The following is a 19,747-nucleotide window of genomic DNA, read 5'->3' as shown; positions in this document are numbered from 1 at the left end:
GCAGCGCCGGCACGGCGAAGCCTCCGGCCAAGGCGCGGCTCGGCGGAGACGCCTCGCCCTGCCATTCGGGTCGATGTTGAAAGAAAATACTCTGACTACCACGCGTAGCTCAGTCCGGCGTTGCCGCCGCAGCCGGTGACCTTGCCGCCGAAATACCAGGAAAGCTCGGCGTTGATCGCGAAGCCGCGGCCAAGCTGCATTTCCGCGCCGCCGTCGATCAGGCCGCCGCCCGCGCCAATGTTGTTCCTGAAGGTCGTGTCGAAAATCTCGATGCGGCTGCGGCCCTTGAAATCATACAGGTAGCTCGCGCGTCCGTAGGGGCGGATGACGAGGTCGCGGCGCCAGGTGTATTCGCGCCAGAAGCGCACGCCCGCGCGCAGTTCCGCCGACGCCGCGCTGTCGATGCGGATCGCGCGGCCATAGGGGTCGGCGGTGTCGCCGATGCCGTGGCGCTGGTAGGTGAACTGCGCCTGCGGCTCCGCCGTCCAGCCGTATTCGATCGGCACTTCATAGCCGATCTCGATCGAGCCGGCGAGGCTGTCGCCGTCGGTGTCCATGCCGCCGACGCCGGGCACGGTCACGGAATAATCCTCCCGCGAGCCGCGCACGATGGCATTCACGTGCCACGGGCCGGTTTTGAATGTCCCGTAAACGCCGGCCCCGTGGCCTTCCGTGGTGCTGGAGGAGGCGCTGTCCTTCAGGTCCATGTCGGTTTTGGCATAGTCATAAAAGACGCCGAGGGTGAGCGCGCGCCCGTCGCCGCCGAATGTCCAGTCGGCGCCGACCTGCACGCCGCCGGTGTCGGCCTTGGCCCAATCGTAGATGCTCCCGCCGATCTCGTCGCGGCGGTAGAGTCCGCTCAGCCAAAGCACCGGGCCGGGGCGGGGTGCGACGGCGCGGGCCACGGTGAGACGGCGGCCGAGCGAATCGAGCGAGGCCTTGCCGATGAGGATCGACGCGGCGTCCATGCCGCCGAGCGCGGATACCTCCGGGGCCACGGCGTTGACCCAGTGGCCGCCCGTGCCGGGGTCGGCGTTCTGCTGCCAGACCACGTAGCCGCCGTCGTCGAGGCGCACGCCGTTGTTTTTGTTCTGGAAAAACGAACCCGCCGCGCCGCCGCCCTCGACCACCACGATGTCCGCCGGCAGCGTCTCGCCGGCCGGCAGCGCGCCCGCGTAGTCGAAACGGACCTCGGTCCGCCCGTCCGCCGCGCCGGTGATGCGAAGCGTGTCCGCCGTGACCGCGCCGCCGTCGCCGACGAGGCCGAACCACGCCACCGCGCCATCGGCCGCCGTGTAGTCGCCGTGGATGGTGACGTGCGAACGCGCGCCGCCGCCCGCGGGATGGCCGACGCGCAGCACGCCGCCGTTGCCAAACGTGCCGGCGGTGATGTCGCCGAGCAGGCGCAGCGAGCCTTCGGCGATGACGACATTGGCCTGGCTGACGACGGCCGACGCGGCGACGACCAACTCGCCCGCGCCGGTCTTGGCGAAACTGCCCGCGCCGGTGATCATGTCGTCGAATGTGCTGGTGTCGCTGTGCTGCGCGTAGATGACCACGGCGTCGTTGGCGATGCTGCCGCGCAGGTTGTCCGCGCCGCCGATCACCGTGCCGCTCTCGAAAACGCTGCCGCCGGTGTGCGCATGCGTGCCGCCGAGCGTAAGCGCGCCCGCGCCGCGCCAGACAAACACGCCCGCGCCCGAGACATTTCCTGCGTAGGCGGCGTCACCGGCCTGGTCGATGATGATGCGCGCGCCCGATTCCACGACGGCATCGCCAGGCAGGCTCGCGACGCCGCCGATGAGTTCGCCGGCCAGCACGCGATTGCCGCCGGCGTGGGTGTTGGCCCCGGTGAGGGTGAGCGCGCCCGTGCCGCTCTTGGCGAGCGCGCCGGCGCCGCTGATGGCGTGCGCGTGGGCGGCGCTGCCGTTTTCAAAAAACTCAATCACGGCGCCCGCGCCGACCGACGCGTCGTTCTTGATCGTGGCCGTGCCGCCGCGAAGCGTGCCGCCGGATACGAGCACGACGCCGGTGCCGTTCATCGTGGCCGCGGTGAGGTCGAGCGTGCCGGCGCCGGCCTTCCTGAAATCGCCCGCGCCGCCGATCGTCGTGGCGGCCGCGAGCACGATGGTTTTGCCCTCCTCGACGGAAAAGCCGCCGCCCTGCCCCGCCAGCGCGAGGCCGCGCGTCCAGGCGGCGCCCTCGTTGGTGTATTCAATAAGTCCATACGACGAGGCCGAGCCAAGCTCGACAGGGGCGTTGATGAAAGACTGGTCCGCCAGCCGGACGACGCCGTCGCGAATGGACGCGCCCTGCGCCAGCGCGACGCTGCTCAGCAGCTCCAGCGTGCCCGCGCCGGCCTTGATGAAGCGGTTGCCGCCGGCGAGGCTGCCGGTGAACGAGAACTGCGCGGTGCCGCTGGCGACGTTGAAGGTGAGGTTGGCGGCGTTCAGGTCGACCGTGCCCGCGCCCGCGATGCCTTCCAGTTCGAATTCCGTGACGCCGTCGGTCACGCGATAGGTGCCGCTGGTGTTGACCGTGAGCGTGCCCGCGCCGATCGCGCCGGTCAGCACACCTTCATCGATGATGGTGTTGCCGTAGGAATTGAGCGCGCTGCCGAGCACGAGTGCGCCCGCGCCGGTCTTGTGCAGCGCGCCCGCGCCGGTGATCGTCCCGGCGAAGGTGCCGGTGGACATCTGCCGGAATCGCAGCGTCGCGCCGGCGGCGATGTCGGCGTCGCCCTTGATCGTGGCGGTGTCGCCGATGAGCGTGCCGCCGAGCACGCGGGTGCCGCCGGTGTTGTTCATCGCGGCGGCGGTGATGTCGAGCGCGCCGCTGCCGGACTTGTAGAAATCGCCCGCGCCGCCGATCGTCGCGGTGGCGGCGAGCGTGACGGTGCCCGACGCCGCATCGACGGTGAAGCCGCCGCCACGGCCGTTGAGCGTGACGGCGTGCGTCCAGGCGTCGCCGGTGTCCGTGTATCCGATCAATCCATACGTGGAGTCGGTGCCGAGCGCGACCGGCGCGTTGATCTTGGAGAGGCTGTCGATCTCCAGCACGCCGTCCTCCACCGCCGCGCCGCCGCCGAGGGCCACGGCGGTGCCGAGCACGATCCGGCCCGCTCCGGTCTTGACGAGGCGGGCGGCGGGGTTCGAGCCGACAAGGTTGTTGTAGCTAAACGTGGAGGTGACGCCCGCCGCCGCGACGAGGCGCAGGCTCGCGGCGTTCAGGTCAACGACGCCGTCGCCCGTGATGTTGGCGAGCGTGGCCTCGGTGACGCCGTCGGCCACCTTGTAGGCCGCGCCCGCCGCCACAGCGAGCGTGCCCACGCCGACGGTGCCCTTCAGCGTGCCGCTGTTGACGGTGGTGTCGCCGGTGTAGTTGTTGGCGTTGTTCGCGAGCGTGAGTTCGCCGGTGCCGTTCATCACGAGGTGGCCGCTGCCGGTGACGAGACCGGCCACGGTGCCGGCGGTGTTTTGCTCGAACTCGACCGTCGCGCCGTTGGCGAGGGTGATGTCGCCCTTGATGACGTCCGCATCGCCGAGCAGCGTGCCGCCGAGGACACGCGTGCCGCCGGACTGGTTCATGGCCGCGCCGCGCACGTCGAGGGTGCCGCCGCCGCCCTTCGCGAAGTCGCCGGTGCCGTTGACCGCTTCGGCAAAGGTCTGCGTTCCGCTGGAGACGCTGATGCCGCCGCCCTGGCCGGTGAGCGCAAGCGGCTGTGTCAGCGCGCCCGAGGTTTGCTCGATCAAGCCGACCGCGCCCGCGCTGCCGAGGATGAGGCCGCCGGTGATCTGGGCGACGGAGTCGAACTTGAGCGTGCCGCCCTCCACGAACGTGGTGCCGCTGAACGCGGAAGCGAGGCTGTGGCTGCCGAGGTCGAGCAGGCCCGCGCCCGACTTGCGCAGGTCCCTGCCGCCGGCGAGCTGGCCGGTGAAGCTGTAGGTTTGCGTGCCGCTGGCGACGCCGAAGACGAGGCTGGCGTTGTTGAGGTTGACCGTGCCCGAGCCGGTGAGGTTGGCGAGCGTGGCGTCCTGCCCGCCGTCGGCGACGACATACGTCGCGCCCGCCGCGACATCGAGCACGCCCGCGCCGATGCGGCCCTTGAGCGTGCCGGCGGCGACGGTGGTGTCCCCGGTGTAGTTCACCGCGCTTCCGAGCAGGAGAAAGCCGTCCCCGGCTTTCGAGAAATTTCCCTGGCCGGTCACGGACGACGCGAGCGTGCCGCTGCCGGAGGCGACGTTGATTTCGAGTGTCGCGCCGGTGGAGGTCAACGTCACGTCGCCGCGAATTTTGTCGAGCGTGCCCGCGAGCGTGCCGGCCTCGACGATGTTGCCGCCCGTGTAGGTGTTGGTCCCGGTGAGCGTGAGTTTTGCGTTGCCCTTCTTCACGAGCACGCCGGTGCCGCTGATGTTGGCGGCAAAGTCGTAGTCGTTGCTGCGATACACAGCGAGGGTGGCGTTGTTCAGGACATCGCCGGCGAGCGCGCCCGAGGTGGTGTTGTTGCCGACTTGAAGCGTGCCGGCGGAGATCACCGTGCCGGCGGTATGGGAATTGGCGCCGGTGAGCTTGGTGACGCCCGGGCCGGTGTGCTCGAGGCGAACGTTGTTGGTGAGCCTGCTGCCGAAAACATAATCACTGTCGCTATGGGCAAAGCGCACTATCGCCGATCCGGTGCCCGCCGCGGGGCTGTCGATGGCGATGCCACCGCTGCCGCTGGTGCCCGTGACGAGCGCGCCCTTTGTGCCCGTGATTTCCAAAAGCGCGGTGCCTGAAACACGCGCCAGGGCGATGCTGGAGGCTTTCAGCGTCGCGCCGTCCCTCAGCGTGATCGTGCCTGCGCCGCGCGTGCCGACATCGAGGCGGTTGAGGGTGGCAAACACTCCGCCGGATTCGACCGTGACCACGCCGACGCCCGTGCCCGCCGACTCGCCGCCGCCGACAAAATTCCGGGAGCTGCTGAAAGTCGCGCCGCTTTTGACGAGGACATTGCCGGTGCCGGCGGTGTTGCCGATGACCGTGGCCCCCGTGGCATAATACCCGCCGCCGGACTCCACGATGACCGCGCCGTTCGCGCCCGCGCGGTCTCCGATGAGCGCGCCGCCAAAATAGACGCCGCCGCCGCCCGCCACGTGCAACGTCCCGGACTGGTTGGTGTCGAAGCCGATCAGGTTCTGCGCATGCGTGGCGGTCAGCGAGCCGCCCAGCATCACCGCGCCGCCCGCGATGTCGATGCGCCCGCCGGCGAGGTTGACCGCGCCCGCGAGCGTCAGCGTGCCCAGACCGGTTTTTGCCAGGCCCCGGCTCGTCTTCGCCCCCGCGCTGGTGAAGGAGAAGTTGCTGGTGGCCGTGATGGAAAAACCGCTCGTGTTAAACGTCAGCCCCGAGTTGCTGCCGCCTATGTTGGCATGCGTCGCGGTGACGAGCACATCGGAGATGCCGTTGAAAAAGTTATCATTGTTGGAAAGCGCGGTGACAAAGCCCCCGTCGCCCAGAAGCACGGAGGTTCCCTGCCCCGCCACGATGGCGTTGGTCACGAGGTTGCCGGAGCGCGCCAGCAGCAGCGTGCCGTGGCCGGAGCCGGCGTTTCCCAGCACCACGCTGCCGGACACGGTGAGCGTGGCGCCGTTGTCCCCGCCCACGGCGAGCCAGCCGGTCCCGGTGTTGCCCACATACACGTTGCCCGCCGACGCGTTCGCGCCGACAACCGCCGACGCCGGATTGTCCAGATAAGCGTTGTCCGTGGCGGCGGGAAGCCCGCCGTTCCAGTTGGCCGGATTGCCCCAGTAATTCCCGTCCACGCCGAGCCATGCCTTGTCGTCGGCGGATGCCGGCAGGCACGCCAGCGCGATGGCGGACGCGAGCAGCAGGCGCGCCGCCGGCTTGTTTTTGTTTATGCCTTGGATATGAAAACCGGTTTTCATGATAATCGGGATTTCTGTTTTATATTATCAGGGGATGCGTGTTTATTAAAAGCGCACGCCAAACACGAACTGGCACTCGCGGCCCGGGTCCACCGTGTAACGGTTCCAGGTCGCCACATAAAAGAGGTCGTTGTTGTCGAAAAGGTTTTTCACCCGCACGAGGGCCTCGACCTGCTTGATCCTGCCCTTGGGCTTCCAACGGTAGCCGACGGCCGCGTCCACGCGCCAGGTGGCGGGGAGTTTGCCCCAGTCCTGCTCCATGCCGGCCAGCGGCAGGTTGTTACCGGCCAGATTCGCCCCGCGCCCCGTGACATAAGTGAGCGGGCGCGAACCGGTGTATATAATGCCGCAGTTGGCGAACCAGTTTTTAAGGAAACCGCGCGTGCCGTTGAAACGATTAAACCAGGTGACCCGGTTTACCGGGACCAGCGGGCGGGCCTTTTCATAATTCGGGCCGGGTGTCATGTCACGCGAGTCAGTGTAGGAGTAACCGAGCAGCATGAGCCAGTCGCGCGTGAGACTGGCGTTGGCGCTGAACTCGAAACCCCGCGAGCGCACGCCGGGAATCTGCCGCCGCCATCCGGAGTTTGCCGGCTTGGTGGGGTCGGTCTCCGTGACATTCTCCTGCTTGATGTCGAAATACGTCGCCAGCATGGAAAGCCGCCCGCCGAACGCCTTGACGCGCAGGCCCAGCTCTTTCTGCCGCCCCGTCTCCGGCTCCAGCCCCGTGCCGTCCGGCTGGCTGTTGAAATTGGGGACGAAGGAATTGTTCATGTTCCCATACAGGGTGAAGTGCCGCCCCTCGTCCAGGTGCACCACCGCGCCAAAACTGTAAACCGAGGAGTAAACGGTGTTGTCAACGGTGGTATCGTTGGTTCGCAGGTTGATCGTGCGTCTTTTCGCCGTGCTGTAACGAATGCCGCCGGATAAAAATATCCGCTCGCGGGCCATTGAAATGATGTCGTTCGCATACCAATCCGCGCTGTTGCCCCGGTCATTTGTATATGTGCTCGTGTAGGTCGGCGCGGTCGGCGTCGCGGGCACCGGCAGCTCCCGCCCGCGGTCAAACATGACAATCGGCATGATGTTGTTCAGATTAAAACCGGCCAGCGTGGGGTCGGCCAGAAACTCCGACAGGGTCACGTCCGGGTATTCGTTGTATAATCCGGCCGCGTTGGTGGCGCGCGTCCAGACGCCGTCGACGATGACGCCGTTGCCGTGGAGGTAATCCTCCGGGCCGGTCACATGATCGAGCCCGCCGTTGTTCCAATACGTCCGGTTTTGCCTCGTGTCCGTCTCCTCCTCCAGCCAGCCGAAGCCGGCCAGCGCCCGGTGGCGGAGAAACCATGTGCGCCCCTCCCACACGAGTTCATTCCGGGAGCGCAGCCCCCGGATATCTATGTTATATTCGCGCCAGTAGCGCGGCAGGAGGGCGGCGTCGTATAACAAAACCAGCGCGTCGGACTTGGCCTGCGTCTCCTTGAAACGCTGCTCCTTGGTCTCCCATTGGAACTGCGAGCGGAAATGCAGGTTGCGCAGTATGCCAAGCCGGAAATCCGCCGAGGCGAACTGCCGGGTCTGGTCGCGGAAATCGTCATCCTCGATCCAGTTGAGCCGCCGGTTGCCGTAGGAATGCCAGATGCCGTCCAGCGTGCGAATGCCGTCGGGATTATTGCCGAGCACCGGCGTTTCCCAGTTGGCCTGGGTCTCCCGGTAATTGTAGAAATATTCGACAATCAGCTTGGCCTGGCTGCTCATCTGCCAGCTCAGCGACGGGGCGATGGCCTTTTCGCCCTTCCTGGTGCCAAACCAGGTTTCTCCATCCTCATACACGCCGTTTACCCTATAAAGGAATTTGCGGCTGTTCACGAGCGGCACCGGCGCGCTGTCGTCGATCTCCGCGCGGAAAAGACCGGTGTCGGTAAATATTGTCCGGGCCATGGAAAAAGGACGCTCCTTGGGACGCTTGGTGATGCGATTGTAGGTCGCGCCATACGCGCCGGCACCGTATAGAATCGCCGCCGGCCCACGGATGACCTCCACGCGCTCGACATTCGTCATGGGCGACGAGCCGAAGCCGCTCGCCTGGGCGAAGCCGTTGAGAAAATTCGTGCCCACGCTGTTGAAACCACGCGCGATGAAATCGTCGTTCTCGCTCGTTTTCACCGACGAGGCGTCGTAGGCGATCAGCTCGCTGGTGTCGGTCGCCACGAGATCGTCGATGAACTGCTGGTTGAACACCGTGATGTTCATCGGGATGTCCTCGATGGCCGTGTTCATGCGCGTGACCTCAGCGGCGTTTTGCGACATGTAGCCGACATCGCTGTCGGTCTTCACCTCAAAGACATCCATGGTCACAACATCATCGGAGGCGGGCGCGGCGCTGTTGTCCGGCGGCACCGACTGTCCACGGGCGCCGGCGGCGCCCATGATCGCGGCCAGCACGACGGGCAGGATGCGGAGGGAGTTTTTCCCACGGGGCTGAATTTCAGGGCGGTTCTTTTTCATTGCGTGTTGATTGGGGAGTTTATGTTTCAGGTTTATAAAAATCAGGAGGCGCTTATTTCGAGCAACCTCGCGCCGACGGGATGCCCGATTTGCATGATCAACCGTCCGTCGGCTGTGTGCTCCAGGCTGTCGCCTGCTGCCGGTTTTTGCGGATAGAGGATTCGCGCCCGCCATCCCCGCATGTCGGCGGGCAGCGTGATTTCGTAACGCGTCTCCGCCGCCTCCCGCCTCCAGACGCCGAGCAAGGCGGCGGCATCGTTTCGCATCCCCCACGACATCCACACGTCCCGCGGCATGATGCGCGGCATTCCCGTCGGGTAAAACGGGCGCATCCGGACCAGGCGCCCGCGCAGTTTCCCGTATAAATCAAGGGCCTCGCGAACGAGTGAAAGCTGCGGGGCGGAAAGCAAATCGATCCGTCCGCTCAGGTGCACGCGGCCGAGCAGCGAGTTGACCATGTTCAGGATCGTGTCCTCCTCGCCGCCGTCCGGCGAGGGGGCCGCCCAGACCGCCATCTGCTCGGGCAGGCAGACCGCCGCGACACCGGCGGCCAGCGGCGCGTAGTCGAGGCAGTTTTCCAGGTCGCTGCTGCTCTGGATCTGCATGCGCGAAAGCATCCCGTAATCCATGCGCAGCCCGCCCGCGCCGCAATTTTCCATGATGAGCCCCGGGAAACGCGCGGCCAGTTCGTCATAGAATCGGTGCAAGGCGCGGGCATGTTCCAGCAGCCCGTGGCCAAGGCCCCCGGAGGCGGAATCCACGCCCTGCATGAGGTCGATATTATAATCGTATTTTATATAACCGATGCCGTGGTCGTTGATCAAACGGGTGTTGATATCGAGCATCCACTCGCGAACCTCGGGGTTCCGAAAATCGAGGAAAAACCTCCCGTTATAGGCAACCCGTTTCCCGTGGCGACGGAGGAACCACTCATCGGGCCGGGCGGAGACGGGACTGCGGACGCCCACGACCTCGGGCTCCAACCAGAGGCCGGGGATCATGCCGTGGTCGCGTATCTCGCGCATCACGCGGCCGAACGCACCGCCGGGAAACCGCGCCTCGTTTACCTTCCACTCGCCCACCCCGGGCCACCAGTTTTCACCCGGGGCGGCATACCAGCCGCTGTCCATCGCGAAAATCTCGCAGCCGAGTTTCGCCGCCGCGCGGATCAGGGGCAGCTCTTTTTCGAGCGTCGGGTCGCCCCACAGGCAATGCATGTAGTCATTGAATATGACCGGGAGCCTGTCATCGACCGGATGTGGGCGGCGGCAGGCGGCGCGCCGGTAGGCGGTCAGGGCGCCGACCGCCTCCTCGAAACCCCCTTCCACGCAGCCCAGCGCCACGGGGACCGTCTCGAAACTCTCGCCGGGGGCGAGTTCCTTCCACCATCCGCCAAACGGTTCGTTCGGCCCGCCGGCGAGCCAGTAGAGCCCCTGGTGCTCTTTATAAAACAAGTTGCCGATTTCCCACATCCATGAGCCGGAATGTTCGATTTGCCAGAACCATGAGATCCGGCGCTTCGTGTCAACCAGCACGGCCATCGGATTTTTTTCCGCCGACGCGCGCGAGCCGTTCGACACCGCGCGATAATGCGCCGAATCCGGCGAGGTGAGGCCGAGCGACTCGGGTGCGAACTCCCGCCACTGCCCTTCGCCCGACCAGCCGCTGAACGGGATGTGCAGGCGCAAGTCGCGGGCGGCGTCCGGCCCGTTTTCCACCCCCACATGGTGCATGACCGCCGAGGCGAGTTGTTCCACGCCGAGCGGCTCGGGGGAATTGTTTTTGATGCAAATCCACTGGCGGCAGACCGGGATGTCCTCGCGTGGAAACAGGAAATGCTGCGTGACCGTCAAGGCGGGCTCGGCGCGCTCGTAGCCAAGCGTGACATGCAGGCCGTCCGCCCGCCGCTCCTCGGCCATGCCCTTGAACCGCATGAGGCTGGCGCAGCCCCCGATCGAGCGGCTGCGCGCCGCGAAATTCGGCCCCTCCCCGCTTAATATCAATTCAAACGGACGGCACGCCGTGATGCCTTGATGCGGAATTTTCCCCGCCTCGTGCGACAGGGGGAGCAGCCGTCCGCCGTAAAGCCGCCCGCCGGTCTGGTGATAAATGAAACGCAGCCCCGAGCGGGCGATCTCCAGCGTTCCGGCCCGATTGGCGTCAATATTGTCAGAGGGATTTTCCATGAAAGATTTGCCCCAAGCCGCGAATGATCGCGAACAGGGAAGAGTTGTTATAAAATAGAGAAATTTGCCGGTTCACTCGGCCCTTGCCCTCGCCAGTTCCGCCGCGAGCCGGGGCGTGTCGAGGCTGCGCGTGAGTTTATAAACACCGGCGGGTCCGGCATAGAAACCGAGGTAGATATAAAGGTGCTGCTCCTTGCGCTCCAGATCGACGACGCCCGCGCCGGGATGCATGCCGTCGAAAAACTTCGGCGAATCCAAGGTGCGCCGCTCCAGCAGCGTGCCCTCGAAGCGCCACTCGGCGGAGCCTTCCAGCAAGGCCTGCGGATCAATGCTCCACAAGTTAAGGCTCTGCCGCGTATGGTCGTCCACGCGCGGACCTCCGCGCCCGGCACGATTGGTGACGACAGCCTCGACGCGTTTTGTCACTGGATTATATATGATCTCCCCGGTGTCCTGCGACCACAGTCCGAACGCGCGCGCCTTGTCCCGCCCGACCAGCCTAGCCAGGTCGCGGGAGGCGTCGCTGCAGGCGATGTTTGTATAGGCGGCCTTGTTTTTTTCCAGCGCCGCATCAAACACCGCCTGCCCGTAATATATCCGCCCCTTTTTGGCCTCCGCGTTTGAAGGATCGTGCGAGCGCCCGAACACGACCAGCCGGTCGCCAAGCATCAGGCCAAGCGGCTCGGTCAACCGGCGCGGCACTGATTGCGTCAGGTTCAGCCCATGGGCATTCCAGGTGAGCCCCCCATCCTGCGACGCCCACATGAGCACCGCGGGCAGTATCAGCGCGTCGCCCTGCCGCGACATGTGGGAGAGCACCACCATGCCGAGGCTGGGATGCTTGAATATGACCGGCCCGCGATTGCCGCCCACTCCCTGCGGCCACGGGGTCTTGAACGCATCGGGAAAATGTTCCCATGTCGCGCCGTTGTCGGAGGAGCGGAACACGCCAATATCGTTTATAAACAGCATGGTGCCATCATCCAGGCGTCCCACCGAGCTCATGCCGCCGGGGAATATCCTGCTCTTTCCCTTGGCAAAACTCCGCATGTCCGTGTGGGCCGACCAGGTTTTCCCGCCATCGGTGGAGCGCACCATGGCCGCGCCCGTGGTATATTCATCGCGATCCCGCGAGGGATCGGCCCCGTTGTAATGCCACGGCTTGCGCTGGAAAAAGACGCACACGTTCCGCCCGTCCGCGCTGGCCACGGCCACCGGCCAGCCGAAATGGACATTGCCGCCGTGCAGGTCGTCGCCCCACGGGATCGTGACCGGCGCGAGCGACAGCACGCCGGCCTCCTCCAGCCGTTTGAGACGCCCCGGCTCCCGGTCGTCCATGTTGCGCAGATATGCGTCCACGGCCCCGTAGGAGCCGAGCCGCTCGATTTCCGGACGCCCGCCCGGTGGCGCGGCGCGCAGGGAAAGCATGGAGACAAGCAGCAAAAGGAAGCCCCGCGGCCGGGCCGCCGGATGGGAAAGGAAGGAGAAACAGGGGTATCGCATGCGGCACACTATCAGGCCGCGCGACGATTGTCACAACCATCCCCGATCGGTATTTTTCTCAGACCGTTTTTCGGAATCGCGCGGGCGCGGGCATTTCCATTTCCCCCCGGCCGGGCAATCGGGTCACAGGCTCCCGCCTTTTATCAATGCGGGGATGATCTTGAACGATTTGCCGTGCAACGACTCGCCGCGGCCGAGGTGCAGCACGCAGCGATGGGCCTTTTGCGCGAACGCGAGCGGGTCAAAGGCATAATGCTCCACCGCCGGGCAGCACTCATTGAGATAACCGGCGCTGTCCCGGCAAAACAGCCCGAGGTCGCGCGGGAAGCGCACGCCCTTGCCCATGAGCCAGGTCATGGCGCGGAGCGCGGAGTAGGCGGCGTCCACCAGCAGCACGCAGCGCTCGCGCTTTTGTCCGGCCAGCGCGTGAAGCGAGTCCAGCACGGGCGACACATTATATTCGTAACGTTTCAGGGTCAGCCGCAGCCCCGTGCGCGCGATGCCGTCGTTGAGCCCCCGCATGCCGAGGCGCACGCCCGCGGCGGAATCGTCGTTGAAAAGAAAGACGAGATGCTCGTAACCGCGCCGCTTGGCGAGAAGCGCGGCGTTAAAACTGAGGGAATACTGGTCGTTTTCCACCGACGGCAGCGGGCTGCCCTCATGGGGGCTGCCGACCACGATCGCGGGAATCCTCGCCTCGGGAAAAAACGCCTGCATCGCGGGCGTGCTGCGGTGCAGGAGCCAGATGGTCTTGGGATATTCCTCCATGAGCAGGCGCAGGTGCGAGCGCGGTTCCTTGTGGTAAATGTCCGCCCTGCTGTGGACCGTGAGCCGGAAGCCCGAAATCATCAGCATCTCGCGCAGGCGGTCCAGCCAGATCAACTCATGACGCGCAAGCTCGTGCATCCGGAATCGCGTGATGAAGCCCACGTGCTCGATGCCGGACGCGCGCCCGCCCCGCGGGAGGCCGCGGGCTTCGCCGACCACCAGACGTCCGTTGGATTTGCGGGCAAGGAGATGCTCATCGATCAGCGCCTCGACCACCCGCCGCATCGTCGCCCGGCTGACATGGTATGCGACCGCGAGCTGGCGTTCGCCGGGCAGCACCGGACCCAGTTTTTGCACCCCGATGTCGCCGCGCAGCACCTCGACCAGTTGCGCGGGCAGGCTCATGGGGCGAAAGGCGGGCTTGAGTTTCAGGGGATGCTTTTCCGAAGGCATGGGCACGGGTGGCTCAAAAGTGATGGCTGGGGCGGAAATCGTTCTCGTTCCCGAACTATTCCAACAAACAAAAAGAAAACGAAATAAAAAGAGAGCGAGCACGATTTGCGGCCGCAAACACGCGTGAGGCGCATCCGCGCCGGGGATGCCAATCGGCGCGGGTCAACGGTTGACAGATGCCGCATTTGCGTCGCATCCGGAAATAGGCGTTTCTGGTCGAAACAGACTCCCTATGCGCGCTCTCAGGCATCACGCATCCTTTCTTTTTTTCGCCCTCCATGCTTTCCCCAATCCGTCGCCGATCATTTCTCCGTTTCTCCGCATTGGGCGCCGCCGCCCTCGCCAGTCCGCGCCTTCTCACGCGCGTCGCATCGCCGGACCACGCTGCCCACCCAAACGCGACGCCTCCCGGCGGTTTTGACCTCGCCCGCTGGATCCAGCCCGTGCCGGATCACGCCGTCTTCCGCGAGCCCGGCTGGTTCGTCTGGTGCGGCACCATGGTGCGGGGCGCGGATGGACGCTGCCACCTTTATTATTCGCGCTGGCGGCGCGAGGAGGGATTCTACGCCTGGGTGACGCACAGCGAGATCGCGCATGCCGTCGCCGACCACCCGCTCGGCCCCTACCGGCATGCCGATGTCGCGCTGCCCGCCCGCGGCCCGGATTTCTGGGACGGACACTGCACCCACAACCCGGCGGTCATGGAAAGCGGCGGGCGCTATTACCTTTATTACATGGGCAACCGCGGCGACCGGAAGCCTGGGAAGGGGCTGAATTTTTCGCATCGAAACAACCAGCGCATCGGCGTCGCCGTCGCCGACTCACCCGACGGTCCATGGCGGCGCGACGACCGGCCGCTCATCGATGCCACGCCCGGATTCCACGATGCGCTCTGCTGCGCGAACCCCGCCGTCATGCGGCGGCCCGGCGGGGATTTTCTGATGATCTACAAAGGCGTCGCGAAGGAGCGTCCCCTGCCCTTCGGCGGTCCGGTCGCCCACATCGTTGCCACCAGCCCGTCCCCAGCGGGGCCGTTCACCAAGCTGCCCGTCCCTGTCTTCACCAAACCCGGCGCCGATTTTCCGGCCGAGGATCCGTGCATCTGGTATCATGATTTCGAATACCGCGCCGTGGTGAAGGACATGAAAGGCTTCTTCACCCGCGAAGGCCGATCGCTCGCGCTGATGCGCTCGCCCGACGGCATCGACTGGAGTCCCGCGCCCCGCGTCCTCGTCGGCAAAACCGAATACACCACGACGGCCGGCCGGCGCGTCCCGCTCCACGCGCTGGAGCGCCCGCAAATCTGGCTCGACGGGGGCGAGCCCGCCGTCCTCTTCTGCGCCGCCTCACCCGACAAACAACCTGGCGGCGGCGAAACCTATAACATCGCCATCCCGCTCAAACGACCCGCTCCCTAGATAATCATTCCCTTTCCGCCATGCACCACACACCCAGTATCTCCACCCTCCTCCTCACCCTCCTTGCGTTCGTCTCCGCGGCTCCCGCCGTCCGCGCCGCCGAAATCTCCCTCGACGGCGAAGGCTGGTTCCTGGCCATGGACACGCAGCGGCGCGGCGAGTCCATGGGCTGGCATGAGCCCCCCGCTGACTGGAATCGCGCCAAGCCTCTGACCGCGCAAGGCTGGGATGCCGCCTCCGCGCCGCATTGCTGGACGGTTGACGCCCGCTTCGGCGAATACACCGGCGTCATGTGGTATCGCCGCTCCTTCGTCCCTCCGCAACCCGCCCCCGGCGAAACCGCCTGGCGCCTCACGCTCGGCGCGGTCGGCGAGCGCTGCCGCGTCTGGATCAACGGCCGCGACCTCGGCGAGCACGACAGTGTCGGCGTCCCCGTCGTCATCGACGCCACCTCCGCCGGAATCCTGCCGGGCAAACAAAACCTCGTCGCCGTCGCCGTGGACAATTCCTGGGACATGACCACCATCCCCGGCGCGCGCACCGGCTCCCGCCCCAACGACCAGTTGTATCCGTGGCTCAACTACGGCGGGCTTCTGGGTTCCATCCGGCTCGAATCGCTGCCCGCCGCGCATGTCGCCCGGCAGAAGCTCGATGCCGTCCCGTCCGGCGACAACGCCGCGAGCCTGAAGGTCACCGTATGGCCCGGCCCCGGCGGCTTCGGCGAGGACGCCGCGCTCGCCGTCGAAATCATCGACCCCGCCGCCCCGGCGAAGCCCGTCGCCGTCGCCACCCTGCCCTCTCCCGCACGCGGCGCAAAGAGCGTCGCCGCCACGCTCGCGCTTGCCGGCGTGAAAAAATGGAGCCTCGACGACCGCCGGCTTTACGAAAGCCGCGTCACGCTCCGCTCCGCCGGTGGCGTCGCGCACACGCACACCGCCACGTTTGGCATTCGCGACATCCGCGTCGCCGGGGCGCGTTTTCTCCTCAACGGCGAACCTGTTTATCTCGCCGGCGCCAACCGCGCACGCGGCCATCCGAAGCTCGGCGGCATCAGCACCCCGGAGCTTGTCGCCGGCGACCTCCAGCTCATGCAGGATGCCGGCCTGCGCTTCGCGCGCCTCCAGCATCATCCCGTCAACCGGCACGTCCTCGACTGGGCCGACCGCAACGGCATGCTCGTCATCGTCGAGTATCCCATCTGGGGCCTGATGGCACCCGACCTCGAAAACCCCGCCAAACGCCAGCGTTTCCGCGCCGGCATGGAGGCGCTCATGCGCGAGTCATGGAATCATCCCTCGGTCGTCGGCTGGAGCATCGGCAACGAATACGAGTCGTGGGAACCCGGCGGCGTGGCCTGGACCAAGGACATGATCGCATTCGTGAAGGGACTTGATTCCACCCGTCCCGTGACCTTCGCCGCGCTCGGACGCGCCCTGCGCATCCTCAAGGAAAACAAGAAGCCCGAGGCGCAAAGCCTGCACTACGTCGATTTCATCTGCGCCAACATTTATTTCAAACCCGAGCAAGTGCCCGGCTTTCTCGACCGCGTGCAGGAATACTGGCCGGACAAGCCCGTGTTCATCACCGAATTCGGCCTGCGCGCCGATCGCGTGAAGGACGAACAGGAGCGCCTCGACCACTTCGACAAAATGTTCGCCCTCGTCCGCGAACGTCCGTGGATCTGCGGCTTTTCGTTCTGGTCGTTCAACGATTATCCCAGCCGCTATCCCGGCACCGGCGACGACGGCTACCGCCGCTGGGGCCTCGTGGACGAAAACCGCCAGCCGCGAGCCCTCTATCAACACGTCGCCGCCGAGATGAAAAAAAGCGACTGGCCGAAGCCGGCCAAACGTTAACCGCCCATCCGCCTCCCCATCTTTCTCTTTATTCTTTATCTTTCCTCTTTCTCTTCATTCACACCGTTCACGCATCGGAAAAAAGAAAGAGGAAAGATAAAGAATAAAGAGAAAGATGGGATATGCCTGGCACTTGTTCATTACAGCGCATCTTTATTATATATTATTGATTCCGTCTTCCCATGCATTACCCGGACTCCGCCATCATCGGTTCGATTCTCGCCCTCGGCCTTTCGTTTTCCGCATCCGCCCCGGCGGATACGCCGCTCCCCTCATCCGCTCCATTAAACGAGCCCTTCGCCCTCGTCTTTGCCGACGAGTTTAATGGCGACCGCCTCGACGAAACCGTGTGGGTTTCCCAAGCCTACGAGACCGCCGTGAAAAACGACACCGCGCGCGGCCCCGGCAATCTCGAAGTCCGCGGCGGCGAATTGCTTCTTCATGTGCGCAAGGAGTCGCGCGAAATCCGCGGCCGCGCGACCAAGTGGACCTCCGGCTATGTTTACACCCGCGAGCCCGTCGGCACGAATGTGTATGTCGAGGCCCGCTTCAAATCCGGCCAGTGTCCCGGCGTCAACAACGCCTTCTGGCTCGCGGCCGTTTCCGAGCCCGGCGAGGCCGGCCTGCGCGACCGCTACGAGATCGACATCGTGGAGGCGCGCAAGGACATGCGCGTGCCCGACGCCCCCGGCGCGCTCAACGGTTACGGGCACCTCGCCTGGCATGACTGGAAAACCATGGCCTACGCCAAAAACGCCGCGGGCGGCCGCGACCACATCGCGCAAGGCTCGACCGTCCCGCACACCTTCGGCGACTATCACATCTGGGGCCTTTGGCTGGGCGAGGACGAACAGATTTTCTACCTGGACGGACGCGAAGTCTGGCGCGGCAGCCGGCACCCGCGCTACAAGGACCAGTGGCGCACCGGCACCGGCAAATTCAAGCAATGGTTCCCCGACCGTGAAAAGGAAGCCTACGGCCGCTTCGGCCAGGATGATTGGAATTACCTCGGCGGATACGCCGGCGACAAACTCAACATCATTTTCGCCAATCTCCCTTGGGGCGACAAATGGACGCCGCTCGGCGACGAGGCCGACGGCACCTTCATGGCGGTCGATTACGTGCGCGTCTATAAACCCACGCGCCTCGTCACCAAGACACCCGCGCAACTGGCCCGGCTCGCGCCGGACACAGGCGGCGGCTTTCTCCCGCTTCCTGCGCACGCCGCCAAAACCATTCCGCTCGCCACCCCCGTCCCGCTCGACTCCGGCCAACCCGCCTACTTCAGCCTTGTCCTGCGCAAATCCGCCGGGGCCGCCCCGCGCCTGACCTGGCTCGACGCCGACGGAAACCCGGTCGCGTCCGCCGGCATCGACGCCGCCGGCCACCTCATCGCCGCGCTCGGCGACAGCACGCCCGCGAGCACGCAAACCGCGTGGCCCGCGCGCGAACAGAAGGCGCCGCTTGTCCGCGATGACGCCGACCATCTCCTCGTCGTGAGGCTCACGCCCGCCCGCGACGGCGGTCCTCCGGCCATCAGCCTCTGCGCCTTTCCGCTCGACCGTTCGCTCCCGAAAGACGAGCCCTTCTTTCATGCCAATATCACCGCCACCGGCGACACCAGCCTGAACAACCACTGGCACCTCAATCAAAAGCACCCGCTCCCTGAGCATGCGCGCGCGACCAGCGTCCGCGTCGAAAACGCCTCCGACACCGGAAGCATCCAAGCCGCCGCCTTCCGCGCCGGCCCCGGCTTCCCGAGCGTACTGCCGTAGCCGGCTTCGCCGGCAGGTTTAAGGTTTATGATGAAGTTTAAGACCAATCACACCGCGCGCGCCGCGCTGCTGATTCCAACTTAAACTTCAACTTCCAACTTAAACCGGCGACCGCGCAGCGGCCCGCTCATTCCACCGGCACTTTCACCACGACCTTGCGGATGAGGGCGGAACCTTGCACCGCGATGCACGGCATGTGCCCGTCGACCGGCCACAGCACCGCCGCCTCGCCCGCGTGCAGGCGCACGGCCGCGCCGTTGTCATATTGTTCATAAATGAGCACGTCCGACGCCGGCGTGCGGTCTTCCTTGACCTTCAAGTCGGCCACGTCGGCCACCTCAATGACCTCCTCACCCACGATGACGGCCTGCACGTCGATGTATTTCCTGTGCGACTCATAAAACCCCGCCGTGCGCGGGCTTTTGGACATGTACACCTGCGGCATCGCAAAAACACCGCCGCTCAACTCCACGCGATCGCTCTTCCCCGCCTCGAGCGAGTCGAGCAATTTGCGCGCGGCGGTGCCGGGACGCGAGCATTCGTCGATATAGGCGAACGCTGTCTTGAAGGTGCCGGTGGCGGCGGTTTGCGCGCGCACCGTGTCGATGGAGCCAAAGATAGCCATCCGCCCACTTCACGCGCGCGCCGCCCCTCGCGCAAGCGCTTTTCCCCCGCTCCGACTGGCATCCCAAAGATTCCGCTGGCCCCGCCGCGTGTCTTTCGCCAAGTCTCGGGCCACATGAGCATCGAATTTGGCTGGTGGGCGAAAGACGCCGAAACCGGAAAGTTTCAGATCAACGTTTCCATCCACGGCGGCAACATCACCTGGTCCCGCAAGCAGGGCCATCATACGCAGTGGGAGCCCTACGGTCCGCCCACCGAGACGGATTGGGACCGACTGCTCGACGAAGCCGGGCGCCGCGTCCCGCGCCGGCTGATCTCGCCCAAACAGTTCGAGGCCATCAAACGCCTGCGTCCCTGACAAGGCTGCGCGGGGCAGTCTTTCCGAAGCGAAAGAGATGCTTTAGCATTTTTAGGATTCTTCGCTGCTGAGTGGAAACATTTAACCACGGGACGGATTGCACGGATAAAACCCAAGGCATTTTGCCTTTATCCGTGTTCATCTGCAATCCGTGGTTAGAAAGTTCCTGCAACAGACATCGGAACTAGCGACGAACCATTTTTTAGTAACCCAATAATCTATTTTTTGGGTGTAGTAGCTGGATGGTATAAAACACCGCATTCTAACACGATACCTAGGTGGAAAATCCCGCATATCATGTTCGCGTTGGAATGCGGTTCCATCGGGTATCATCCTCTGCTGACGCATTCTAAAACAATGCTTCGTTGTTTGTT

General features: G+C 65.2%; 10 protein-coding genes. 4 read left to right on the top strand and 6 right to left on the bottom strand.

Features of this window, described 5'->3' with window-relative positions; genetic code table 11:
• Nucleotides 1–95: 95 nt before the first annotated feature.
• The 5 genes from OH491_RS25245 to OH491_RS25225 all read right to left on the bottom strand — a co-directional run bounded on the left by OH491_RS25245 (nt 96) and on the right by OH491_RS25225 (nt 13,342).
• Nucleotides 96–5,924 (bottom strand): autotransporter-associated beta strand repeat-containing protein, encoded by a 5,829-nt coding sequence (locus OH491_RS25245; RefSeq protein ID WP_068768472.1) that lies wholly within the window; start codon nt 5,922–5,924, stop codon nt 96–98.
• Between the two features lie 45 nt (nt 5,925–5,969).
• Nucleotides 5,970–8,432: a TonB-dependent siderophore receptor gene (locus OH491_RS25240; protein WP_068768473.1), complete on the bottom strand. Its 2,463-nt coding sequence runs from the start codon at nt 8,430–8,432 to the stop codon at nt 5,970–5,972.
• Nucleotides 8,433–8,473: 41 nt separating this feature from the next.
• A complete protein-coding gene (locus OH491_RS25235) occupies nt 8,474–10,618 on the bottom strand; it encodes a glycoside hydrolase family 36 protein (RefSeq protein WP_068768474.1) in 2,145 nt (714 codons plus the stop codon).
• Between the two features lie 72 nt (nt 10,619–10,690).
• Entirely contained in the window at nt 10,691–12,046 is a 1,356-nt protein-coding gene (locus OH491_RS25230) for a sialidase family protein (RefSeq protein WP_334318970.1), read from the bottom strand.
• A 198-nt stretch (nt 12,047–12,244) separates the two neighbouring features.
• Nucleotides 12,245–13,342, bottom strand: a complete 1,098-nt coding sequence (locus tag OH491_RS25225) for a GntR family transcriptional regulator (RefSeq protein WP_068768476.1) — start codon at nt 13,340–13,342, stop codon at nt 12,245–12,247.
• A gap of 278 nt (nt 13,343–13,620) precedes the next feature.
• Between OH491_RS25225 and OH491_RS25220 the strand changes: the two genes are divergently transcribed.
• From OH491_RS25220 to OH491_RS25210, 3 genes are all read left to right on the top strand, one after another.
• Nucleotides 13,621–14,760, top strand: a complete 1,140-nt coding sequence (locus tag OH491_RS25220) for a glycoside hydrolase family protein (protein WP_145928481.1) — start codon at nt 13,621–13,623, stop codon at nt 14,758–14,760.
• A gap of 20 nt (nt 14,761–14,780) precedes the next feature.
• A complete protein-coding gene (locus OH491_RS25215) occupies nt 14,781–16,616 on the top strand; it encodes a glycoside hydrolase family 2 protein (RefSeq protein WP_068768478.1) in 1,836 nt (611 codons plus the stop codon).
• 182 nt (nt 16,617–16,798) lie between these two features.
• On the top strand, nt 16,799–18,391 hold the full coding sequence (locus tag OH491_RS25210) for a glycoside hydrolase family 16 protein (protein ID WP_068768479.1): 1,593 nt from the start codon (nt 16,799–16,801) through the stop codon (nt 18,389–18,391).
• A 127-nt stretch (nt 18,392–18,518) separates the two neighbouring features.
• Here OH491_RS25210 and OH491_RS25205 read toward each other — a convergent pair whose 3' ends face one another.
• Entirely contained in the window at nt 18,519–19,016 is a 498-nt protein-coding gene (locus OH491_RS25205; RefSeq protein ID WP_068768480.1) for a YhcH/YjgK/YiaL family protein, read from the bottom strand.
• Between the two features lie 114 nt (nt 19,017–19,130).
• Between OH491_RS25205 and OH491_RS25200 the strand changes: the two genes are divergently transcribed.
• Entirely contained in the window at nt 19,131–19,373 is a 243-nt protein-coding gene (locus OH491_RS25200; RefSeq protein WP_068768481.1) for a hypothetical protein, read from the top strand.
• The last annotated feature ends 374 nt before the right edge of the window (nt 19,374–19,747 follow it).

Origin of the sequence: Termitidicoccus mucosus, assembly GCF_038725785.1 — a bacterium.
Lineage (GTDB): Bacteria > Verrucomicrobiota > Verrucomicrobiia > Opitutales > Opitutaceae > Termitidicoccus > Termitidicoccus mucosus.
The sequence above is the reverse complement of the archived record's forward strand: the minus strand, read 5'-3'. Positions and strand labels throughout refer to the sequence as shown.